Here is a 23,137-nt window from a genome sequence, read left to right on the forward strand (position 1 = left end):
TAGCAGCAACCTTAAGGCAGGCATGGAGTTAATTCGCGGCTTACACAATATTCAACCTCAGCATCATGGCTGCGTGTTGACCATAGGTAATTTTGATGGTGTCCATCTTGGGCATCAGGCTGTACTGCAAAAGGTGCAGGCTATTGCTGCCCGGTTGAATTTGCCTTCCTGCGTTATGGTGTTTGAGCCGCAGCCACTGGAGTTATTTGCAGGCAGTGCTGCCCCAGCCCGCTTAAGCCGTTTTCGGGAAAAATATACCCAGTTGGCGCAGCTGGGAATTGATCGTTTAATTTGTGTTGGCTTTAATCCGCGGTTTGCTGCTATGCAGCCTGAGGTGTTTATCGAACAGCTATTACTTAAACAACTCGGTGCCCGGCAATTGATCGTCGGTGATGATTTCAGGTTTGGTAGTAATCGCGGCGGCGATTTTGCCATGCTGGCACTGGCCGCTGAGCGCTATCAGTTTGGTTTAACCAGCACTTCCAGTTTAAAACTGGGCCAGCAGCGGGTAAGTAGCACCTTGATCCGGCAGGCACTGCAACATGACGATTTAATTGCTGCTGAGGCTATGTTAGGGCGGCCATTTAGTTTAACCGGCCGGGTGCGCCACGGCCGTAAGCTGGGTCGGGATTTAGGGTTTCCAACGGCAAATGTTTGGTTGTACCGGCGCAAGTTACCGGTACGGGGGGTGTACGCGATTACCGCCGAGACCAAATATGGTTGCTTTCAGGGAGTGGCGAATATTGGTAACCGGCCAACTGTGCAGGGCCAGCGTGAGCAGCTTGAAGCACATCTTTTTGACTTTAAAGCCGATTTATATGGCAGTCAGATAGCAGTAACCTTGCGCCATAAGTTGCGAAGCGAACAGCGCTTTGCTGATTTAGCCGCGTTACAACAACAAATTACGGCAGATATGCATGCTGCCAAAACGTATTTTAGTCGCCTGGCCACAACTGCCGGCAGCGTTAGCTAACTTTTAAAACGGAATAAAACGGATGAGCGATTATAAGCATACCCTTAACCTGCCTGAAACAGCCTTTGCCATGCGTGGCAACCTGGCTCAGCGCGAGCCACAAATGCTGGCGCAGTGGACAGCGGATGGCCTGTATCAGCAGATCCGTGCTGCCAAAAAAGGTAAGCAAAGTTTTATTTTGCATGATGGCCCTCCATATGCCAACGGCAACATTCATATTGGTCATGCCGTAAATAAAATTTTAAAAGACATTATCGTTAAGGCGAAAACACTGTCAGATTTCGATGCGCCTTATGTGCCGGGCTGGGATTGTCATGGCCTGCCTATTGAGCTGGTGGTGGAGAAGAAGCACGGTAAGCCCGGGGTGAAGTTATCGGTGGCAGAATTCCGCCAGCATTGCCGTGATTATGCACAGAGCCAGATTGAAGCGCAGAAAACAGACTTTATTCGCTTAGGGGTGTTGGGGGATTGGGATAACCCATACCGGACCATGGATTTCAGCTCTGAAGCGAACATTATCCGGGTGCTGGGAAAGATTATCGACAACGGCCACTTGCAACAGGGCTTTAAGCCGGTGCATTGGTGTACCGACTGCGGCTCAGCATTGGCTGAAGCTGAAGTAGAGTACCAGGACAAAGTATCGCCCGCGATTGACGTGCGGTTTGCGCTGGTTGATGAGCAGCTGGTAGATAAATTTGATCATCCTGAGCAGCATCGGGGCCAGGGCCCGCTATCGGTGGTGATCTGGACCACTACGCCGTGGACCATTCCGGCCAACCGGGCGGTAGCGGTGCATGCCAGGTTAGACTACAGCCTGGTGCAGGTAGAGCAAGGGCCGAATGGTCCTGAGCGTTTAATCATCGCCACCGATCTGGTTACCGATGTGATGGCCAGAGCCAATATCGAGCATTACCATGCCCTTGGCTTCTGTAAAGGTGAGGCCTTGGAACTGGCCCAGCTGCGCCACCCGCTTTATGACTTCAGCGTGCCGGTTATCCTCGGTGAGCATGTTACTACTGAATCAGGTACCGGCTGTGTCCATACTGCACCTGGCCATGGTCAGGAAGACTTTGTGGTTGGCAAGCAATACGGTCTGGAAGTGGCGAACCCGGTGGGTGCTAATGGTGTGTATTTGCCAGATACGCCATTGTTTGCCGGCCAGCATGTATTTAAAGCCAACGACAGTGTAGTGGAAGCATTAAAAGCAGCCGGCGCCTTGCTGGTACATAAGGCTTATAAACACAGCTATCCGCATTGCTGGCGCCATAAAACGCCGATTATTTTCCGGGCGACACCACAGTGGTTTATCAGTATGGATAAGCAGGGCTTACGCCAGAAATCACTGGCCGAAATCAGCAATACCCGCTGGATCCCGGACTGGGGTCAGCAGCGGATTGAGAAAATGGTTGCGGGCCGCCCGGACTGGTGTATTTCGCGCCAGCGTACCTGGGGCGTGCCGATTGCGCTGTTTGTCGATAAAGATACCGGCGCTTTGCACCCGGAAACTCAAAGTTTACTGGAGCAGGTTGCTAAAAAAGTTGAGCAGGGCGGTATTCAGGCCTGGTTTGATTTAGAGGCCGGCGAACTGCTGGGTGGCGACGCCGAACAATATGTGAAAGTAAGCGATACGCTGGATGTCTGGTTTGACTCGGGCGTAACCCATGCTTTTGTGGTTGATCAACGCCCGGAATTTAATCATGCCAAGCAGGCCGATTTATATCTGGAAGGCTCAGATCAGCACCGGGGCTGGTTTATGTCATCGTTAATGACCGGAGTAGCCAGTAAAGCGCATGCTCCTTACCGTCAGGTACTGACGCACGGTTTTACCGTCGATGGTGAAGGTCGCAAGATGTCTAAATCATTAGGTAATGTGGTATCACCGCAGGACGTAATGAACAAGTTAGGGGCAGATATTCTGCGGTTATGGGTAGCCACAGCCGATTACACCTCTGAGATGACAGTGTCAGATGAAATTCTGAACCGGGCGGCCGACAAGTACCGGCGTATTCGCAATACCGCGCGCTTCTTGCTGGCTAACCTGAATGGCTTTAACCCAGCGACCGATTTGGTGCCGTTTAATCAAATGGTTGAGCTGGATTTATGGATGGTCAGTCGTGCTGCTAAATTGCAGCAGGAAATTGTTGAAGCATATGATAACTATCAGTTCCACCAGGTGAGTCAGAAGCTGATGAATTTCTGCACCATTGAACTGGGTAGTTTTTATCTGGATGTGATTAAAGACCGCCAGTATACCGCGCATCAGACCGGCCTGGCCCGTAAATCGTGTCAAACTGCCTTGTATCATATTGCCGAGGCGATGGTGCGCTGGATGGCGCCAATTATGAGCTTTACCGCGCAGGAAATCTGGCAGGCCTTGCCAGGCGAGCGCAGTAAATATGTATTTACAGATGTCTGGTATGACGTACTTGCTACTGTTCCGGCCGGTCAGTTTGATGATAGCTACTGGCAGCAGGTTCTGCTGGTTAGGGATGAAGTAAATAAAGTGCTGGAAGCAGCGCGGCGTGAGGACCGGATTGGTGCTTCCCTGCAGGCTGAAGTAACCTTGTATGCTGGCCCTGAATTAGCGGCGGCATTAAGCAAGCTGGGTGATGAATTACGCTTTGCTTTAATTACCTCAACTGCCGAGGTCAGCAGCGATGCGGCACCAGAGCAAGCAGTTGCCACTGATCTTGCCGGTTTAAAAGTGTTGGTAACAGCGTCTGCTGCTGCTAAATGCGAGCGTTGCTGGCATCACCGGCATGATGTAGGTGCCGATCCTGCGCATCCTGGGATCTGTTTACGTTGTGTCAGTAATGTCGCCGGTAGCGGCGAGCAAAGGAAGTTTGCCTGATGCGGTTACTAAAAGAGACTGGCTGGCGCTGGTGGTGGCTGATCCTGTTATTTATTGTGCTGGATCAGGCCTCAAAACAGTGGGTATTACATGCTATTCCTTATCAGGGCAGTATTCCATTACTACCGGTATTTGAACTGGCACATGTTTACAACAGAGGCGCGGCTTTTTCATTCTTAAGTGATGCCGGTGGCTGGCAACGCTGGTTTTTTACCGCTATAGCGATTGTAATAAGCATTGTGATTGCTATCTGGCTCAGCCGGGTAGGGCGGGCGCAGCTGAAGCTGAGCCTGGCGCTGTCGCTGGTATTGGCGGGCGCCATTGGCAATTTAATTGATCGGGTAATTTACGGTTATGTTATTGATATGCTGCATGTATTTTATAAAAGTTGGAGTTATCCGGTATTTAACCTGGCAGATTCAGTGATTTTTATTGGTGCAGTATTATTAATCTGGGATAGTTTTAGCAGTAATGCAGAGGGCAAAGCATGACGCAGCAAATTGGCGCAAACAGTACTGTGTTATTTCATTTTGACATTACCTTAACCGATGGCAGTGCCGCCGAAAGTACCCGGGTACGCAATAAACCAGCTAAACTACAAATGGGTGATACTAGTATCTCGCCAGCGTTTGAAGCGAATTTATTGGGAATGGCAGAAGGCGCTAAAAAAACCTTTACCCTGGAACCGCTGGATGCCTATGGCATGCCAAACCCTGATAACATCTACTATATAGATCGTAGTAAGTTCTCTAATGATGCCCCGGCAAAGGTAGGCAGTATTATTGGTTTCGCTATGCCTGATGGCTCGGAACTGCCTGGGTTGGTGCGTGAGGTGGTGGGCGATTCGGTAACGGTCGATTTTAACCATCCGCTGGCCGGGCAAACCCTGACCTTTAATGTTGAAATAGTAAAAGTGAGCTAAACAGATGGATATTTTGTTAGCCAATCCGCGTGGTTTTTGTGCCGGGGTCGACCGGGCTATCAGTATTGTTGAGCGGGCACTGGAATTATACGAACATCCTATTTATGTGCGGCACGAGGTCGTGCATAACAAGTTTGTGGTGGATGGCTTGCGCCGCAGCGGTGCAGTGTTTGTTGATGAGCTTGATGAAGTTCCCGATGGCAATATTGTCATTTTCAGTGCGCATGGCGTGTCGCAGGCCGTGCGGGAAAACGCCAGGCAGCGTGGCTTAAAGGTATTCGATGCCACTTGTCCTTTAGTGACTAAGGTACATATGGAAGTAACCCGGGCCAGCCGCAAAGGGATTGAATGTATTTTAATTGGTCATGCTGGTCATCCGGAAGTGGAAGGCACCATGGGCCAGTACGACAACCCGGCAGGGGGCATTTATCTGGTTGAGTCGGTAGAAGACGTGGCCAGATTGCAGGTGAAAAACCCGGCTCAGCTGTGCTATTCCAGTCAGACGACGCTGTCGGTTGATGATACTGCCGATGTGATTACAGCATTACGTAACCGTTTTCCGGATATTGACGGGCCGCGTAAAGATGACATTTGTTACGCCACCCAGAACCGGCAGGATGCGGTACGTGATTTAGCATCAAAAGCGGATTTACTGTTAGTGGTTGGAGCAAAAAACAGTAGTAATTCAAATCGCTTACGAGAGCTGGCCGAGAAAATGGGCTGTGTAGCCTATTTAATTGATACAGCAAATGATATTCAACAAAGCTGGTTAGAGAATATAAAAGCTGTAGGTGTGACCGCAGGCGCATCAGCGCCAGAGGTATTGGTGCAGCAAGTCGTGGCGCAGCTGCAAATGTGGGGCGGTCATACGGTCAGTGAAAACCCGGGCCGGCCGGAAAATGTCGTGTTCGCCATCCCGGCAGAGCTGCGCTAGCAAGCATACAGGAGCTAAGGTGACTAAAGCAGCAAATGCAACACCTTACCCTGTATTTCCGTTACCTGATCTGTGTCATGGCCGGATGGTACTCAGAGTGCTGGTTTTGGCGCAGGCCGTGGCGATTTTGCTGGCTTTTGCGCCAGGCACCCTGGAAAGCCCCTGGCAGCGCCTGGGGCTGATCAGTTTGTTTGTGCACTGGATAGCGCTGGTGTCAGGTTACGGTTATTGCAAACTGCGACCGTTGCTGGCCCGGCAAAGACCCTTAACAATAGCGGCATGCTGCCTTTTACTGCTTTTCTTTATCACCGCCCTGGTCAGCGGTCTGGCTTGGTTATGGCTGCACGATGTTGGCTTACTGCTTTCCCAAAGTTTCCTGCATTTTATTCTGGCGAATCTGATGATAGCGTTGGTGGTCGGCTTAATGGCAATTCAGCTGGGGCTGATGCATGCAGAGCGCAACCAGCAGTTGGCTGCTCAGAGCCGGGCTGAACTAGGCGCTTTGCAGGCGCGGATCCAGCCTCATTTTTTATTCAACAGCTTAAACACCGCTGCTGAGTTAACTCATCAAGACAGCCAGGCAGCCGAGCAGGCATTACTTAATCTGGCCGATTTATTCCGGGCCGCAATGCATGCCGGTGAGCAAATCAGTCTGACGGAGGAATTGACGCTGGCCCGGCAGTATTTATCGTTAGAGCAGTGGCGACTTGGCGACCGGATGAAACAAAACTGGCAACTGCCTGTCAGTCTACCCAAATTGCAGGTGCCGGCGCTGACTATTCAACCTCTGCTGGAAAATGCAGTGCGTCATGGTATCGAAAGTTGTCAGTATGGCGGTAGTATTGATATTGAGATGATCAACAGCAGTCAGTCGGTGACCATTCTGATCAGTAACCCGTTTGCCCCTGCGCTGGATAAAAGTCGCAGTAATGGCGTGGCACTGAAAAATATACGGCAGCGTTTGCAGCTTTATTTCGGCGACAGTGCCAGTTTAAACCGCAGTATTGTCGATGGTAAGTTTCGGGTTAAACTGGTGTTACCTAAAAACCAGCCTGGCGGCAACGGATGAAAGTTCTGATCGTCGACGACGAGCCACTGGCCCGCGCCCGGTTAAAACGCTTGCTGGAGGCTATCACCGGTTTTAGCTGTGTCGGTGAGGCACAGAACAGCCAGCAGGCGTTGCAGCTGTGTAAGCAATTGCAGCCCGATGTATTGCTATTAGACATCGCAATGCCCGGCGGTGACGGTTTGCAACTGGCGGCAGAGCTGGCCAGAGAGCCACTGCCACCGGCGATAATTTTTGTCACCGCTCATCCGCAACACGCTCTGGATGCCTATCAGGTTTGTCCGGCTGATTATATTCTGAAGCCGGTTTCAGCTGAGCGGTTAAGTGCCGCGCTGGCCCGGCTTGGTAATCGCACCAGGGCCCATCTGGAACGTACCCCGGCAAAAGAGGAGCTAATCAGCTATCAGCTAGGTTCAGCGACACGGCAAATTAATCTGAGTAAAGTGCTGTATTTCAGTGCTGACAGTAAGTACGTTCGGATGGTATTTGCTGAGGGCGAGGCATTGCTGGAGCAAACCTTAAGTCAGTTGCAGCAACGTTATCCGCAGCAACTGGTGCGAATTCATCGCAGTACACTAATCAACAGAGATTATTTTAGTGCACTGCGCGCTGCGCCGGATGGCAAACATTATATTGAACTGACAGGGCTGGATAACCGGCTGGAAGTAAGTCGCAGAGCGCTCAGTCAGGTAAAGCAGGCATTAAAGCTTAGCCTGAGTTAAATCCAGTTTGCTGCTTAAGCAGATTTGCCGTTTATCGGCTGAATAAACCTTTAGTCCGTCCTGGCATAGGCATAGACATTATCTTTTGCTAGGGTGACACTAGAAATAAAGTATTTACTTTAAACAAACTAAAATAGGAAATGCCATGGCTTTAGTGGTTGCAGATCTTAGGCAAAACCCGCGCCCGCCCGCCTGCCGACAGTGTGGTTTTACCCTAATCGAGTTGATGGTGACGGTTGCAGTTTTAGCCATTGTCCTGACAGTAGCAGTACCGAGCTTTGCTAATCTTGTGAATGGTAACCGCTTAAATGCTCAGGCAAACCTGCTGCTCGCTGCTATTGAATATGCCAAAACCGAGGCTGTTAAAACTAATGCTACGGTAACATTCTGTCACTCAGCAGATGGCAATAGTTGCAGCGCTGCGCCAGAGGCCGGCTGGCAAGGTTGGGTAGTAGGTCTTGCAGCAAACCCATCAGGTATTGAACCAGATTCTGTGTTGCGGGAAGGAACTCTGGAGTCACCACAGTTGGTTATTCTGGCTAGTGAATCTCTGGCAGACGCTGAAGACCAGATCAGAATTACACCACAGGGTTTACTGAGAACAGGCAACCGCCTGCCGCTGCAGGCAACATTAAGGGTCTGTCATCCAACGTCTTCAATCAATCCGAATAGTCGCAATGTCAGAATCCGTTCAGGTGGCCAGATAGCGGTTATAAGTGAGCAAAATGCTGGCTGTCCAGCGCCTTAGGAATATTAAAATGAATAGACTCAGTGGTTATAGCAAACAGCAAGGTACGAGTTTACTTGAAGTACTGATAGCCGTTTTGGTTTTGGCAATTGGTATTTTGGGGGTTGTTGGCTTGCAGTCGGTAAGTCTCAGAAGCACTAACACCGCCCATGAGCGGGCGATGGCGGTCATACTCACTGAGACATTATTTGAAGTAATGCGTACCACAGGACCGGTAGCAAGAACCGGCGCGTTTGCAATGACAACCTGTGACGGTGTTGGTGGTATTCCAGTTACTGCGGACTGGCAGCAAGATGTCAAACAGGCGACGTCTGAGTGCGCGTTAGTTGAATGGGCAGATGGCGTTTATACCGTAACAATGGACTGGTCTGATCAACGAATGAATGCTAATTCTGTGGTAGTGATGGAGGTAAGGCCATGAGGCAGTGCAGAGCGAGTCAGGGCTTTACACTGGTAGAGTTAATGATTGCTTTGGTTCTGGGGTTGGTGCTTCTGGGCGGCGTTATCGGGGTGTTTTTGTCTAATCAGACCACTAACCGGGTAAATAACGAACTGGCCTCTTTGCAAAGCAGTGCCCGCTTAGCGTTTCAGCTAATGTCACAGGATATCCGCAGTGCTGGTTTCGCGGGGTGTAACAATTCAGTACGGGTTGTCAGTGTGATTGGTGGTGCACCTGCCTGGTCGCAATGGCAGGGCGGTTTAGAAGGCTTCGCTGCCGGTACTAACGGTGTGAGTGAGTCTATACGCTTAATGTATGGAGCCGGCGCTACGGCGTCTGTTAGCAGCCATGTGCCGCCACTGTTAAATCTTAATGAAGCGTCTCCTCTTCAGGCTGGCGAAATTGCCATGTTATGTGATGACACACTGGCGGCAATTTTCCAGGTAGCAGCCACAGCACCAAATGTTGTCAGCCATGCCGCTGCTGCTCCACTCAATTGTTCTGAAGATTTGGGGTATCAGTCTCCGCTTGTTTGCGCTGCTCCCCGGCCGCGCGTCTTTCTAGGGGGAGCCATGTTAATGCGCTTAGAGTCTGCGTTGTGGCTGGTGGCTGCCAGTGCTGACGATCCGGCAATTAATTCCTTATATCGGGAAATTATTATCGGAGGCAATATGGTACGAGAGGAAGTTTTGTTTGGGGTGGCAAGTTTGACCCTGGCCTATCAGGATGGCAATCAACCCTTTGGCCCTGCTGCTTTTTCACCAGCAGTAGCTATGGGAAATGTCACCGGTGTACAGGTTTCATTGGTTATGGATCCGAATGCCTTTACCAACGCCGACCTGCCGATAGAAATGCGGACCATTGAATTTTTTGCTGCTGTGCGCAACAGGTTATGAGGTAATAAAATGAAACACTATTATCGTCAAAATGGTGCTGTACTGGTTGTTGCCTTGTTATTGCTGCTGGTGATAACGCTGGTGTCAGTGGCCAGTATGCAGCGTTCAGTTATGCAGGAGCGAATGACGGCGAATTTATATGAACGACAACTGGCGGTGCAACAAGTTGAAGCTGCGTTGCGTTCTGCTGAAAACTGGATTGCTGCGCAAGTGCCTGATCCAAGATTACAGATTCCAGCAAATGGCTGGTTTTACGATGTACCGGTATTAGTCGACGTTGACCGTTGGCTGGACCCGTTAACAGAATGGCGTGCTGCGCCCGTTATAAATGCAGATATGGCCAGTTCAGCCCAGTACTTTATTGAGTATCTTGGCGAGTGGCCTTCACCAGTCAGGCCTGATTGCGCGAGTAACACGACCATCGACAGTGATTGTTTATCGCCGACTTTTCGGGTAACGGCCAGGAATATTGTGACACCCGGCACTCCGGAAGTGTTAATGCAAACCATCTGGCGTTTGTAAGGTTATGAGGATATTTAAAATGAGCAACAATAACAGAGTGCCTATGAAGAACTGGCTGATGTTAAGCTTTGGTGTGCTGTTTGGGGCATCGACTGCCCATGCAGCGACAACGCTTTCTATTCCTCAGGTGCCATTACAAACGGGCAGTGATGTACCGCCAAATATCCTGTTTATGCTGGATGATTCCGGTTCAATGGCGTGGTCGTATATGCCTGATAGTGTCAGTGGCGTATGCAGGAATGATACCAGCGTGACGAACAGAGCGCGGGGGAGATCTCCAGATTACAATGAATCGTACTTTAATCCTGACTTAACTTATTTACCACCTCTGGAAGCAAACGGTGCATCTTACCCGGATGCGACATTTACAGCGGCTAAATTCAATGGCTATAACAGCAGTTCCTCAACTGTCAATCTGCAAACCAGTTTCAGGGCAACCTGGCAGTATCAGGATGGTGGAAGTGATGCATTTTGTGGTAGCGCGGGCGCTGCGGATTATTATTTATTCGATACGACGCTCTGTACAGATCGGAATAATAACAGTTGCTACAGGCGCTATATTGTTGCTGATCAGGACAGTGAGACCATCCAGAATTTTGCCAACTGGTATTCTTACTATCGAAGCCGCCTTATGTCTTCAAAAGCGGGTATCGGTAGGGCATTCCAGACGTTACCCGAGACTATGCGGGTTGGCTATGGCAGGTTAAACCGCAACCCTGAAGTAGAGCGTGGTGTAAGAGCATTTGAAGGTGCAGGTAAAAATCAGTTTTATAATTGGCTTTATGGCAGGCCTGACACGACCTCTGGTACTCCGTTAAAATCTACTTTGCAAGCTGCCGGGGATTATTTTAAAACGAATGAACCATATCGGGCAGAGCCTGAAAATACCAGTAGTGGTCTGGTATCATGCCGGCAAAATTTCACAGTGTTAATGACTGACGGTTTTTACACTAATCAGAGCCGGGGTTTCAGCGATTCAGATGGTGATGGCAGAAGTGATACCCTGGCGGATATCGCCCATCATTACTGGAAAACGGATTTACGGCTAGACTTAGAGAATAATGTGCCCAGTGGTACCTTGGATCCGGCTGACTGGCAACATATGGTGACATATGGAGTTGGTCTTGGCGTTGATGGTTCTATAACAAATGTTGAAGATGCCAAAAAGTGGCCCATTAATGATAGTCGCTGGCCAACGCCCGATACTAACCCCAAAAAAATTGATGATTTATTACACGCTGGTGTCAATAGCCGCGGCGGTTTTTTCAGTGCGAAAGATCCCGAAACATTTAATAATGAATTAACCAATACCCTGCGTAATATCGTTGACCGGGTTGCCTCTGCATCCAACCTTGCTGCAACGACTACCTCGTTGCAGGAAGATAAAAGTGTGTTCCAGGCCTCTTTCAATACCTCAACCTGGAGTGGTGATTTGGTTAGTCGGGATGTTGAAACATTAAGCGTGCAGTGGTCCGCTAACTTCCCTGCATGGGCAGACCGGAAAATTCTGACCAGTCGCGGTGCGGGCGCCAATCCTAGTAGTTTTGCATTCAGTTGGTCCAATCTCTCCACTGATGAAAAATCAGCACTAAATAACGAAGATACTGTTAATTACTTGCGTGGCAACAAATCAAAAGAAAAGTCTGGCACAAACCCGACTGGCATATTCCGGGAAAGATCGTCCTTGCTTGGCGATATCGCGCATTCGTCACCTGTGTATATTGGTGAGTCACAGAATCGGAATTATCAGCGTTACAGCAGCTGGGGTGAGGCATCAAGCTATCAGACATATTTAGCGTCGACCAAAACCCGGGCTCCGCAGGTTTTCGTCGGTGCAAATGACGGTATGTTTCATGCGTTTGATGCCGATGCTTCATCTGCCACCGCAGGTATTGAAACCTTTGCATATATACCACAGGCAATGCTGAAGCCCGAAGCAAGGCTGGTTGATTTTGCCAGCCTGGATTATGAGCACAGGTTCTATACTGATGGTTCACCCACTGTGGCTGATGTCTATATTGGTGGCAGCTGGCGTACTGTAATGGTTAGTACCCTGGGGCGGGGCGGTGACTGGATGTTTGCCCTGGATGTTACTGATCCGACGGCCATAAAAGTGCTATGGGATATTAAATTGCCTGAGCTGGGTATCATGCCACACAAACCAGTAATCACCCGTTTAAATAACGGCCGCTGGTCAGTCGTTACCGGCTATGGTTATAACAATAGCGCCGGAAAGTCAGGTTTGTTGGTTATAGACCTGGAAAAAGGTGCAGATATGGAGATTGTGAAACTTGAAACTTCCTCCACTGATTCTTATGGTCTGGCTCAGGTAGAGGGATGGGATCAGAATAAAAATGGTAATACCGATTGGTTCTTTGCCGGTGATATTAACGGCAATGTCTGGAAATTTGATCTTAGCGCATCTTCTACCGGGGGCTGGCAAGTAGCAAATAGCGGCACTCCATTATTTGTTGCGCGGGATACAGCGCTTAAGCGCCAGCCAATTACCGGTGGGGTAACGCTGGAAAGCCACCCGGAAACGGCCGAATTATGGATATTCTTTGGTACCGGTAAGTTTATAGAAACCGGTGACAGTGTGAATGCTGATAGCCAGAGCTGGTATGGTATTAAAGATGGTGCAACTATATCGGGTCGCGGCCAGTTAGTGTCCCGCACTATGACCAATGTAGACTATGTGAACCCTGATACTGGTGAGAATCGAAGTGCCCGCAGTCTGCCCTATGTTGCCGGCAATGATATGGATGGTAAACGCGGCTGGGTAATGGACTTAGTCGATACCCGGGAGCGGATAACCTCAAAACCCAGAATTGTAGGTGGAACTTTAGTAATGAACACTATTATTCCTGACACCGATTTGTGTAATCCACAAGGCGATGGCTGGATAATGGCGGTAGACCCCTTTAAAGGTTCCCGTTTAAATTATCATTTCTTTGACTTGTCACGGGACGATGAATTTAAAGATTCAGATGCATTGTCTAGTGGTGATGCTGCGAGTGGAGTTAAATTCGATGGGATGCCAAGCGAGCCAGTATTGTTTACCGATGGAGATCGTTCTACATTAATTTTCGGTGATTCCAATGTCGGTCTCAATCGAGAACCGGTCAACGTGCAGATACGGCGCGGTCGTTTATCATGGCGGGAGATGATTAACTAATGACAGCTTACAGCACTAACCAGAAAGGTATGACCCTGATAGAGATAATGATTGTGGTGGCAATTGTTGGCATTCTTGCTGCGGTTGCCTACCCATCATATCAGAATCATGTTTTACGCAGCCATAGAGCAGCAGCAACCAGTTGCCTGCTGGAGTTATCACAATTTATGGAGCGTAATTATACCCAGAACATGCGATACGACTCGGTCGGTTTTGCCTTGCCAAACCTGCAATGTATGACAGAGTCGGCCAACCGATATGCTTACACCAGTGTCCAGGCGCAGCGGACGTATACCGTTACGGCAACGGCCAGAGGCCCACAGGCAAATGATACAGATTGTCAATCGCTTGGTATTAACCAGGCGGGGACTAAGTTAGTAGATGACGCCAGTGTGGCCGCAGCTGTTGCAGCGTGCTGGTAAATTTAAAGCTTAAAATTTGATCTTTTGAAATATTGTTGTAACTTTATAGTTAAGTAAATTAACTATGGCATAGGGATATGCGGTTACAACACGGTTTTAGTCTGCTGGAAGTTTTAATCACTTTACTGATATTGAAGTTGGGTTTGCTGGGCGTGTTAGCCGGGCAAACTCTGGCTTTACAGTATGTTATCGATGCCACTCAGAGAGCCACAGCCGTCGCGCTCAGCGCTGCCCTGGTGCAGGAACTTAGCGCCACTATTTCCGATCATCCCGCTTTTTCCCTGGAACTTACTTCTGCCAGCCCGGCTGCGCTGCCAACCTGCTCTGCAGATATTCTTTGCACGGACGCCGAACTTCGCGATTATCAGTTGGGGCGCTGGCAACAATTGTGGCAGCCCAGTTTGGAGACGGGTGCGACAGCCCCCTTGTTTGCCCCCCAATTTTGTTTGCAGTTTGCTGATAACAGCCTGCAGTTACAAGTCAGCTGGCAACAGCGTGCCCATGCTGACAATGCCGCGCTAGTAAATTGTGAAGCCGGCCCGGGGCGCTCTGCCCTGGCATTGACAGCGCGGATCCGTTAATTATGGCTAGTCGCGGCTTTTCACTGGTAGAACTATTAATTGCCATGCTATTGGGCTTGCTGTTGCTGGGGTTTACGGTCCAGATTTTTGCCAGCCTCGCTGCATCTACCCGGCAAAGTCAACAATTAGCTCAGCTCCAGCAAAATGGCCAGTTGGCCCTCAATTTGTTACACAACGAATTACAAAACAGTGGATTCTGGGGCGGCGTCAGCCTGAATGATATTACAGCTGCGGTTGTTGATATCGCGGCGCCAGCACCTGACTGCGTAGAAGATGAAATTGACACTGGCAGTTTTCCGGTTAGTGGCGAGAGGTTTGCCAGCTTATATGCCCGGGTTGCGGCCCCCGGGCGCCAGTTAAATTGCCTGACATCATTGGCACCAGACAGTGAAATACTGCAACTTAAACGAGCCATTGGCCTGGCAGTTGGCCGGGATGAACTGCGTCCCAATCGTTTTTATATTGCACCACATTGGCAGCAAAGCCGCTTTATCAGTCGTGACAGCGCAAATCTTGAGGCTGACAGTTTGTTTTACCCTTATCAGCATTTAGTTTTTTATATTCAGAACCAGCGAATTGATGAGCAAACTGTACCCGTGCTAATGCGCAAAAGACTGGTGCGCTCAGCCAGCGGCGCTGCCCGGATAGCAACAGATTCAGTAATTGATGGTGTTGAAAGGCTGCATTTTGAATTTGGCATCGATGCTAATCTGGATGGCCGCCTAAATTATATGCTGCCAACCACAGCGATGAGCAGTGAGCATTGGCAACAGCAACTTGGCCATATTGTCAGTATCCGCTTTTATATCCTGGTGCGCAGCACCTTACCGGATCCTCGTTATGTCAACCAGCAAGTCTATCAGATGGGAGCAGCCCGGTTTGAGGCTGCGGACGATCATTACCGGCGTTTACTGCTGGCTGGCAGCGTGTATTTTTCTAACGCCACAAACTAGCCATAGCGGCGAAGGGCAACTAATACAGGGAGGTTGTATGCGACAGAGCGGTGTAGCGCTGGTTAGCGCTTTAATCTTTCTGCTGGTAATGCTGTTAATTGTCAGTGCAAATTTATTTATCAGCCAAATGAGTATTAAATCAGCACAAGCTGCTCAGCGGCAGCTGCTGTTTGAACAGCGGGCTCTGGCGCTGCATCTGAGTTCGCTAAGCGATGCTACCAGTGCCAGTAGTGAGGCTGATCTAACCATCATCAGCCGCTGCCCGGCCAGTTATGCAGTCTGGTCTGATTCACTTATTCAATGTGATTTGTTAACGCTGGCAACAAGTTTGCTATCTGATGATAGCCGGTATGCCACCAGTTACAACAGCATGTTACTGCGCCAGAAACTTGTCGCGGGGGAGGTACTTGATGCAGAGTAACCGATTAAAAAATCATTCCGGAACAGATAACAAAACAGCAGCGCAGCTTAGTCAGATAGCGAAGTTCGGTCTATTGTTGGCTATTGTGTTGCTGAGCATGCTGGCAGCTGCTGTTTTTTGTTTCAGCGTACTGGCAGCAACACCTGAGTGCTGGCGCCAGCCAGCAGAACCCCATGCGCTGGAGTTTAACGGCCACAGCAGTTCGTCGGGGCCGTTACAACGCTTTTTGCATCATAATGAGTTGGATGGCAATGGCCAACTGGCATTGTATCCGGCCGATAGCACTGTACCCTTGGCTGCACTAAATGCCTGGCCACTGCCAGACGGTATGGGTATGGCTAGTCCTTTTTTTGCCAGCCCGCAGCCGCTGGATAGTGACTATGACGGCGTGGTCGACCAGCTTATCAGTACCGACCTAACCGGCCGGGTTTGGTTAACCGAAGTTGCAGCAAGCGGCTTTGGCCTGACAGTATTGCTGGCAGACTTAACTCATAGCGAATGGCGCTTTATCGCCAGCGCGGGCATCGTAGATGTCAGTTTGCCATTACCTTTGCGCGCCGCTGGTGTGGCGTCCCGCCACAAATTGTTGTTGCTGGTCGCCAGAAATATCAGTAATGGCGAAGATGCAATCATTGCCGTAAGGTTGCAGGCGTATTCAATTGAACCAGAGCTAATTCAGTTTGACGCACTGTTTGACCGTACTGAAGTAACAGAGACAGAGCGAGTGGATGGCCTGAGCGATGAGCTGTGGTCGGCAATAGTCGGCAGTAGCGGCTGGTGGGTGCAGTTAGCCGGCCAGCTTACCCAGCCTCCCAAAGTGGTTGCAGGGGTAATTTACAGCGCTGTAGCGACCAGCGATTTTAATGCCCTTGTATGTGCTGAGCAGAGTGCTGAACACAGTCTGGTGGCGCTGCATTTGCACAGTGCCGGCCTGGTTTATAACCAGCGGCGTTTCCGGCTGCTAAACGGTGAGGGCCGGTTAAAATTGCAACAACAGGCAGATGGTAGCGCCGCGCTGGTGTTAGACAGTGTTGACGGGCAGCAGCTGGTATTGGCTGATTTAAAGATGATTTCGCCAGCCTGTCCGGACTGTTCAGAGCTGCTGCAGCTGGATCAATTTCCGCGTTGGTTGAAATTAGCAACCTATCGCCAGGAAACAGGAGCTCATTAATGTTCACTGCTACCTGGAAAGGCTTTACCATAATTGAGCTAATGGTGGTAGTGGCGATAGTTGGCATCCTCAGTGCTATCGCTTTGCCTGCTTACCAGCAATATGTGTTAAAAACGCATCGTGCAGAGGCCAGCCGGCTGTTACTGACTGCTGCAAATTTGCAGGAGCGCCAGTTAGCAGATTATGGCCATTATACCGACAATCTTGTGTTGCTGGGGGGGGCGGCAGATGGCATTTCCAGTAGTGGTCGCTACAGGTTACAGGTGATCCTGAGCGATAGCAGCAGCTTTGAACTTATCGCATTAGCACAAGGGCCGCAAACGGCCGATCGGGATTGTCTGGTTTTTACGCTGGACCATACAGGTCAGCGCAACAGCAGTCGGCCATCTTCGTTATTCTGCTGGGATTAACCGGGGCAGGGATCGGAATGAAAGGTTAGCCGGTTGCGGCCCGCCTGGTTTAGCACCAGTTTGTAATACCAGTTAAATGATGATTGGGGACAATATAAAAAGGTGCCATTTTCCAGTGCATTTAAACTGCCATCACGGCGAAACTGTAATTGGCTGCGGTTGTATTTTAACTGGTGCTGGCGAAAAACAGGCGGTATCTGCCGCAATACAAATTCCGTGTCGTTATGTGGATTAATTAAACTGAGCACTAGCGGATATCGTTGCCAGTCGCTCTGGCATTCAGTCCCGGACAGCGGACACACCCTTACCGGCTGCTGGCTGTTTGCCGCCTGGATCCTGGCATAGCCGAGGTGGCGGCTGAACTGTTGCATATAGCTTTTAGCCCGCTGCTTATTAATCAGCTCAGCCATTGCCGGTAACGCTATTTGCAGCAGAATAGCCATAATAGCCAGGCCAAGCATCAGTTCGAGTAAGGTAAGGCCTTTCTGGGGCAGCCAGGGCTTCATAAATGCACTCCTTGCAACTTAAAATAGTAATTAAAAGTGTAGCAAAGTTATTTATTTTTTGTATTTAAAAAGGTGTGATTAAAGGTTTGCCGCCAGCATTTGCTGGCGTGATGATCTGGCTGCTCGCCGAAGGTTGGCTAGTCCTGGGTTGGCTAGTCGTAGATAGGCTAGTCGTAAATAGTAGGGATGGGTTCGCGTTTATGTTGGGTTTTCAGATATATACTGATTAAGCGCTCAGCTACCTCAGGCGCTACCGGTTTTCCTTCCAGAAAATCATCAATTTGCTCATAACTTAATCCCAGCGCTGCTTCATCGGCTTTTTGCGGGCTCATGCACTCTAAGTCGGCAGTTGGCGTTTTTCCAACCAGCAGTGGTGGTGCGCCAAGTTTTTCCGCAATAGCGCGTACCTGGCGCTTACTTAAACCAAACAGGGGGGCTAAGTCACAGGCACCATCACCCCACTTTGTGTAAAAACCGGTAATGTTTTCGGCCGAGTGATCTGTACCGAGCACTAACCCATTGTTAAGTGCGGCAATGTGGTATTGCGCCATCATCCGGCAACGGGCTTTGACATTACCTTTGGCAAAATCGGCCTTAGCGTCATTGATATCACTTTGCCCGGCAATTGCCGTCAGCGTACTGTGATGTAATGCATCTGCAGCAGCCTTAATATTGACACTAACTGCCCTGCTTGGTTTGATAAAGCTGATGGCAAGCTGAGCCTCGTCCTCATCACGCTGCGTACCGTAGGGCAGGCGCACCGCTATAAACTGATAGCCACCACCGTGTTCTGTGTTTAATTCGTCCACAGCTAACTGGGCCAGCCGGCCACAGGTGGTTGAATCAACCCCGCCACTTATCCCGAGCACCAGGGACGTCAACCCGGCGCTTCGTAAACGTTTTTTAATAAAACTCACCCGGCGGCTGATCTCAACGCCGGTATCAATTTCCGGTAACACCCGCATTTGGGCAATAATGTGTTCTGCCTGCATTCTGCTCAGCCCTCAGTTAAAAGTGGCCAATATCTTAACGTATCTGAATGAAATAGGATCAACTAATTGCTGCTAAAAAGCTGATGCTGGCCAGCGCTTGTATTATACTGGCGCTATCTTCTGGCCCTAAGCTTTGGAAACCGTGATGAAAAAAATTGAAGCCATTATTAAGCCTTTTAAACTGGATGATGTACGCGAGGCGCTGGCCGATATCAGCATAACTGGCATGACAGTGACTGAGGTAAAAGGCTTTGGCCGGCAAAAAGGTCATACCGAATTGTATCGTGGTGCTGAATACATGGTCGATTTTCTGCCTAAGGTAAAGTTGGAAATTGTGGTAGGGGATGAGTTGGTTGAGCGATGTGTCGAAGCCATTATGAAAACCGCCCAAACTGGCAGAATAGGTGATGGTAAAATTTTCGTGTTTGAGGTAGAACGGGTTATCAGGATCCGGACTGGCGAAGAAGATGAAGATGCCATTTAATCCAGAGAACGCCAATTTTACCAGTCGAAACTAAGCTGATCCCGGCTTTTTGTTGCTTTTCGCGCTGCTGGCCGCTTCCGGCTGGCATGGCGGGCAACTACCGCATTTTTTTGTTGTTGCCAGTTAGTTTTATGCTGGCTCTGTAACCAATTGCTGAGTTTAGCTCTGGCTTGCTGCCGGGCGTGTTGTAAGTCAACAATTGGCGCCGGGTAATCGCGGCCCAGCACACAGCCATATTGCTGTTGCAGCGACACTGGCATCAGCCAGGGGCTGTGCAGCCAGCTGTTTGGCAGTTGCCGCAGCTCAGGCAGCCATTGGCGGATAAACTGGCCATCAGGATCTTTAAGCTGACTTTGCTTTAACGGATTGTACATCCGGTTAGGGTTGATACCCGTCGTGCCGGCTTGCATTTGAATTTGCGGATAATGAATACCCGGTTCGTAGTCAACAAAGCATTGCGCCAGATGCAGCGCTACCGGCCGCCAATGCAGCCATAAGTGGTAAGTTGCAAATGCCACTAGCATTGCTCTGCCACGAAAATGCAGCCAGCCGGTGGCCAGCAGGCAACGCATGGCGGCATCAATTAATGGAAAACCTGTATAGCCTGTGCGCCACGCATCAAAAAGTGCCGGATTAAAGTCCGTTTCGCGCATGCCATCAAAACCACGGTGCATGTTAAAAAACTCAATTGCCGGCTCATCCTCCAGTTTCTGTATAAAGTGACAATGCCAGCGTAAGCGGCTGAAAAAGGCCTGTAACCCTTGTTGCTGCCAGGAATTGCTCTGCTGCTTGGTCGCCAGCAAACTTTGTTGTTGTAACTGGCGTAAACTCAGCTGGCCGTAACTGATATATGGGCTTAACCTGGAGCAGCTGCTACTCGCTTTAGCGGGTAATGAAATATGTTGCCGGTAGTTGCGGCTGCGCTCATTAATAAAGTCGATGAAGGTTGCCATTGCTTGCGAAGGCTGTTGCAGCTTGATTATTGGCGGCAGGTCACTTTGGCGCTGCGGTGCCAAAGCAGCTAAATCATCTGGTACTGCGGTCAGCCAGGGCAATGATGTCGGGGTTGGACACAGTGGTGATTTAAGCCAGTTGTCCGCCAACTCAAACCAGTTATCCCGGTTAGCTAATTTACGAAATACTGCGAACTGGCGATATTGTTGCCAGGGGATCTGCATGCTTTGCATCAACCTGCCAACGGCCAGGTCGCGCTGATAGGTCCACAAATTGCCGGTCTCTTCATGGCTGAACACACCAGTAACCGAGTATTGCCGGCACAGTTGGCGTAATACCGCAGTAGCGGCACCTTTCACCACCAGCAACGGCTGGCCCAAAGCAGTAAGCTGCTGGTTAAGTTGCTGCAGCGCCGGACCAATATATTGCCAGTGGCGCAGCGACACATCAGGTTGTTGCCAATAGTCGGGTTCAATAATGTATAGCGGCAAAACCGGACCTTGTTTAGCCGCATGCCATAAAGGTTGGTGATCATGCAGCCGCAAATCACGTTTAAACCACACCAGGCTTACCATTCAGGACTACAGCTTATGAGCGGTAAGTTTTGCCAGCCAGCTTTGCCAATGTTCTGGTATCTTAATACCGGGCGCGGGCTGGTGAATTAAATTGCCTGGCGCATTCAGCTCTGGCAGCATTGCTCGAACAAAGTCACCGTTGGCATCATAGCTCAGGGCTTGTTTAATGACGTTAAACTGGCGTTCTCCGCTGTTACCGCTGCCGGCAATGTAAGCCCAGTTGCCCCAATTACTGGCGACGTCATAATCGAGCAGCCGCTGCTCAAAATAGGCAGCACCGAGGCGCCAGTCAACTCCCAGGTCGTGAATAAGAAAGCTGGCAACATTCTGGCGGCCGCGGTTGCTCATCAGGCCGGTAGCATTCAGCAGTCGCATATTGGCATCAATAAAGGGTACGCCACTGTTCCCGGCGCACCAGTTATTGAATGCGTGCTGTTGGCAAGAGCTTAAATCGGGCCTGCTAAAATCCAACTGGCCTTTAATGGCATTTTTACTAAACCAGGCCTTACCATATTTCCGGAATTGCCAGCGGAAAAACTCCCGCCACAACAGTTCGAATTTCAGCCAGTAGGTAGAGTCATTGGCCAGCCGTTGTTGCTCGAAATCAAGAATTTGCTGCCAGCAATAGCGCACCGACAGGCAACCAGTGGCTAGTGGCGCCGAAAACTTACTGGCATAGTAGTCGCCGCTTAAACTGTTGCGGCTGGTTTTATAATAGCTGATTGCCTGTTGCTGCCAGATATAATCATCCAGCCGCTGTAATGCCAGCTGCTCGCTGCTACCGGGTTGCCGTGACGGTTGACTAAAGGCGGCTAACTGGCTGAAGTTTTCACAAAATTCAGCGCTCTCTTTAGGTGTAAACCAGTTCTGGCCGGGTTGTGGTTGATACGTTGCCAGGGCCGGGGCTACCTGCAGTAAGGGTTCACGTTGTTTGCGAAAAGCACTGAAGCTGTCAGGCAGCCGGTTTAGCTCAGGCGCTAACTGCGCACTACCCAGCAGGCTGTTAATATCGAGAGTAGACACAGGGCAATGCTGGCGAAGTTTAACAAGGGTTTGCTGTTCGTGATAGCCGGTGGGGGTGGCTGCGACAATCAGATTGGCTTGCAACATCTTCGCTAAATTGCTTATTTCTGCTGCGGGTTCGCCAAACAAAGTAACCAGACCTATATTCAGACCAGCCAGCGCCCGTTTTGTGTCGGCGATAAGCTGCAGGTGTTGTTGCAGCCTGAATAAGCTGGCACGTGCCAGCCCATATTGCTGACCAAAAAAAGCAGCTTTATTCAGACAAACGACTGCAACTAACCGCGGTGTATTGCTGCTGTCATTAGCGCTAGCAGTGTGCCAGAGCAAGGGATTGTCGTGCAGACGTAAAGCCTGATCCAGTAACACCAGGCTGGTCATAATTGCTCCAGCTTGAGCAGATATTCCGATGCTTTGGCGCGTAATGCCTGTTGTTGCTCCGCTTCTTTGTTATGCCAGTTTTTATAGGCAAGCTGCATTCTGGCATTACTGCCCAGCTTTGCTTCGTTGCGGGCTAAAAAGTCCCAGTACAACACATTAAAAGGGCAGGCATCATTGCCGGTGCTGTCTTTTACCTTGTAATGACAGTGCTGGCAGTAGTTGCTCATCCGGTTAATATAGGCACCGCTGGCAGCATAGGGCTTAGACGCTAACACACCGTCATCCGCAAATAAGGCCATCCCCAGGGTATTGGGTAATTCTACCCATTCATAGGCATCAGCATATACCGCCAGATACCAGTCGGTCACTTCAGTGACATCAAGGCCGGCTAACAAGGCGAAGTTACCGGTTACCATCAGGCGCTGGATATGATGCGAGTAGGCATGCGTCATAGTGTGGCTGATTGCTTGTTGCATACAACGCATTTTAGTGTCGCCATGCCAGTAATAGTCTGGTAATGGCCGTTTGGCATTCAGAAAGTTGCGGGTTTTGTATTCTGGCATCAGCAACCAGTAAAGGCCCCTTACATACTCGCGCCAGCCGATAAGTTGACGGATAAAGCCTTCAGCGGCGTTAATAGCAACCTTGTCCTGCTGGTAGGCTGCCTCTACTTTCTGACACATCCAGCGCACATCCAGTAAACCGCAATTAAGGTAAATTGAACAAATGCTGTGAAACAGAAAGGGCTGGTCGAGCACCATGGCATCCTGGTAGTCACCAAACTTGGCAAGCTGCCCGCCGTGTCAGAGTAGTTGTCCGGTCTTCTTTTCACAATAGTCAGAGTCAGACGGCGGGTGGTTAGCAGGTTCAAATGGCTGTTTATTCACCAGTAAGAAAAGAAGCGATCTTAAAGAAGTTATTACCGCCAGTCAGTCGCTCAGTAGCGCAGTTGGCAAGAGAGGAAGGCATTTGCGAGCAGACGCTGTACAATTGGCGTAATCAGTTAAAAGCTCAAGGAT

Annotated in this window: 25 protein-coding genes; 20 read left to right on the forward strand and 5 right to left on the reverse strand. The window is 49.9% G+C overall.

Annotated elements, in window-relative coordinates; genetic code table 11:
• Positions 1-22: 22 nt before the first annotated feature.
• The 18 genes from ribF (at position 23) to H141_RS0115075 (ending at position 17,206) form a co-directional block, all read left to right on the forward strand.
• Positions 23-973 (forward strand): bifunctional riboflavin kinase/FAD synthetase, encoded by a 951-nt coding sequence (ribF, locus tag H141_RS0114990; RefSeq protein WP_019677098.1) that lies wholly within the window; start codon positions 23-25, stop codon positions 971-973.
• A 22-nt stretch (positions 974-995) separates the two neighbouring features.
• Positions 996-3,824, forward strand: a complete 2,829-nt coding sequence (gene ileS, locus H141_RS0114995; protein WP_019677099.1) for an isoleucine--tRNA ligase — start codon at positions 996-998, stop codon at positions 3,822-3,824.
• A complete protein-coding gene (gene lspA / locus H141_RS0115000; protein ID WP_019677100.1) occupies positions 3,824-4,315 on the forward strand; it encodes a signal peptidase II in 492 nt (163 codons plus the stop codon). Before ileS ends, lspA begins: the two co-directional genes overlap by 1 nt.
• Positions 4,312-4,746 carry an FKBP-type peptidyl-prolyl cis-trans isomerase gene (gene fkpB, locus H141_RS0115005; RefSeq protein ID WP_019677101.1) on the forward strand — a complete coding sequence of 145 codons (435 nt, stop codon included), beginning with the start codon at positions 4,312-4,314 and terminating at the stop codon, positions 4,744-4,746. Before lspA ends, fkpB begins: the two co-directional genes overlap by 4 nt.
• A gap of 4 nt (positions 4,747-4,750) precedes the next feature.
• On the forward strand, positions 4,751-5,680 hold the full coding sequence (gene ispH, locus H141_RS0115010; RefSeq protein WP_019677102.1) for a 4-hydroxy-3-methylbut-2-enyl diphosphate reductase: 930 nt from the start codon (positions 4,751-4,753) through the stop codon (positions 5,678-5,680).
• Positions 5,681-5,699: 19 nt separating this feature from the next.
• Positions 5,700-6,749 carry a sensor histidine kinase gene (locus H141_RS0115015; protein WP_019677103.1) on the forward strand — a complete coding sequence of 350 codons (1,050 nt, stop codon included), beginning with the start codon at positions 5,700-5,702 and terminating at the stop codon, positions 6,747-6,749.
• Entirely contained in the window at positions 6,746-7,468 is a 723-nt protein-coding gene (locus tag H141_RS0115020; RefSeq protein WP_019677104.1) for a LytR/AlgR family response regulator transcription factor, read from the forward strand. The genes H141_RS0115015 and H141_RS0115020 overlap by 4 nt, the downstream gene beginning before the upstream one ends.
• Positions 7,469-7,613: 145 nt before the next feature.
• A complete protein-coding gene (locus H141_RS20395; protein WP_019677105.1) occupies positions 7,614-8,216 on the forward strand; it encodes a GspH/FimT family pseudopilin in 603 nt (200 codons plus the stop codon).
• Positions 8,217-8,226: 10 nt separating this feature from the next.
• Complete coding sequence (pilV, locus tag H141_RS20985) at positions 8,227-8,637, forward strand: type IV pilus modification protein PilV (RefSeq protein ID WP_019677106.1); 411 nt, start codon at positions 8,227-8,229, stop codon at positions 8,635-8,637.
• Positions 8,634-9,551: a PilW family protein gene (locus tag H141_RS0115035; RefSeq protein ID WP_019677107.1), complete on the forward strand. Its 918-nt coding sequence runs from the start codon at positions 8,634-8,636 to the stop codon at positions 9,549-9,551. Before pilV ends, H141_RS0115035 begins: the two co-directional genes overlap by 4 nt.
• Before the next feature lie 9 nt (positions 9,552-9,560).
• A complete protein-coding gene (locus tag H141_RS0115040; protein ID WP_019677108.1) occupies positions 9,561-10,073 on the forward strand; it encodes a pilus assembly PilX family protein in 513 nt (170 codons plus the stop codon).
• A gap of 19 nt (positions 10,074-10,092) precedes the next feature.
• Complete coding sequence (locus tag H141_RS0115045) at positions 10,093-13,248, forward strand: pilus assembly protein (protein WP_019677109.1); 3,156 nt, start codon at positions 10,093-10,095, stop codon at positions 13,246-13,248.
• Positions 13,248-13,670: a type IV pilin protein gene (locus H141_RS0115050; protein ID WP_019677110.1), complete on the forward strand. Its 423-nt coding sequence runs from the start codon at positions 13,248-13,250 to the stop codon at positions 13,668-13,670. Before H141_RS0115045 ends, H141_RS0115050 begins: the two co-directional genes overlap by 1 nt.
• Positions 13,671-13,747: 77 nt before the next feature.
• Positions 13,748-14,251 (forward strand): prepilin-type N-terminal cleavage/methylation domain-containing protein, encoded by a 504-nt coding sequence (locus H141_RS0115055; protein WP_019677111.1) that lies wholly within the window; start codon positions 13,748-13,750, stop codon positions 14,249-14,251.
• Positions 14,252-14,253: 2 nt separating this feature from the next.
• The gene (locus H141_RS0115060; RefSeq protein ID WP_019677112.1) at positions 14,254-15,204 is read left to right on the forward strand and encodes a PilW family protein; all 951 of its coding nucleotides are present in this window, start codon (positions 14,254-14,256) and stop codon (positions 15,202-15,204) included.
• Between the two features lie 37 nt (positions 15,205-15,241).
• A complete protein-coding gene (locus H141_RS0115065) occupies positions 15,242-15,625 on the forward strand; it encodes a hypothetical protein (protein ID WP_019677113.1) in 384 nt (127 codons plus the stop codon).
• Entirely contained in the window at positions 15,615-16,796 is a 1,182-nt protein-coding gene (locus H141_RS0115070) for a hypothetical protein (RefSeq protein ID WP_019677114.1), read from the forward strand. The genes H141_RS0115065 and H141_RS0115070 overlap by 11 nt, the downstream gene beginning before the upstream one ends.
• On the forward strand, positions 16,796-17,206 hold the full coding sequence (locus H141_RS0115075) for a type IV pilin protein (protein ID WP_019677115.1): 411 nt from the start codon (positions 16,796-16,798) through the stop codon (positions 17,204-17,206). The genes H141_RS0115070 and H141_RS0115075 overlap by 1 nt, the downstream gene beginning before the upstream one ends.
• Here H141_RS0115075 and H141_RS0115080 read toward each other — a convergent pair.
• Complete coding sequence (locus H141_RS0115080) at positions 17,203-17,712, reverse strand: GspH/FimT family pseudopilin (RefSeq protein WP_019677116.1); 510 nt, start codon at positions 17,710-17,712, stop codon at positions 17,203-17,205. The two genes, H141_RS0115075 and H141_RS0115080, sit on opposite strands and share 4 nt — an antisense overlap.
• 167 nt (positions 17,713-17,879) lie before the next feature.
• The gene (gene nadE, locus H141_RS0115085) at positions 17,880-18,704 is read right to left on the reverse strand and encodes an ammonia-dependent NAD(+) synthetase (protein WP_019677117.1); all 825 of its coding nucleotides are present in this window, start codon (positions 18,702-18,704) and stop codon (positions 17,880-17,882) included.
• A 145-nt stretch (positions 18,705-18,849) separates the two neighbouring features.
• Here nadE and glnB point away from each other — a divergent pair, with 145 nt between their 5' ends.
• Positions 18,850-19,188: a nitrogen regulatory protein P-II gene (glnB, locus tag H141_RS0115090; protein ID WP_019677118.1), complete on the forward strand. Its 339-nt coding sequence runs from the start codon at positions 18,850-18,852 to the stop codon at positions 19,186-19,188.
• Positions 19,189-19,205: 17 nt separating this feature from the next.
• Here the strand turns inward: glnB and H141_RS0115095 are convergent, their stop codons facing one another.
• The 3 genes from H141_RS0115095 to H141_RS20405 are packed head-to-tail and all read right to left on the reverse strand — an operon-like array spanning position 19,206 to position 22,879.
• The gene (locus H141_RS0115095; protein ID WP_019677119.1) at positions 19,206-20,717 is read right to left on the reverse strand and encodes an FAD-binding domain-containing protein; all 1,512 of its coding nucleotides are present in this window, start codon (positions 20,715-20,717) and stop codon (positions 19,206-19,208) included.
• Positions 20,718-20,723: 6 nt separating this feature from the next.
• The gene (locus H141_RS0115100) at positions 20,724-22,118 is read right to left on the reverse strand and encodes a DASH family cryptochrome (protein WP_019677120.1); all 1,395 of its coding nucleotides are present in this window, start codon (positions 22,116-22,118) and stop codon (positions 20,724-20,726) included.
• Positions 22,115-22,879 (reverse strand): cryptochrome/photolyase family protein, encoded by a 765-nt coding sequence (locus H141_RS20405; RefSeq protein WP_019677121.1) that lies wholly within the window; start codon positions 22,877-22,879, stop codon positions 22,115-22,117. Before H141_RS20405 ends, H141_RS0115100 begins: the two co-directional genes overlap by 4 nt.
• 110 nt (positions 22,880-22,989) lie before the next feature.
• Between H141_RS20405 and H141_RS21195 the strand changes: the two genes are divergently transcribed.
• A partial coding sequence (locus H141_RS21195) for a transposase (RefSeq protein WP_019677122.1) occupies positions 22,990-23,137 on the forward strand: 148 nt, incomplete at its 3' end.

The sequence above is a fragment of the Arsukibacterium perlucidum DSM 18276 genome (genome assembly GCF_000382165.1).
Lineage (GTDB): Bacteria > Pseudomonadota > Gammaproteobacteria > Enterobacterales > Alteromonadaceae > Alishewanella > Alishewanella perlucidum.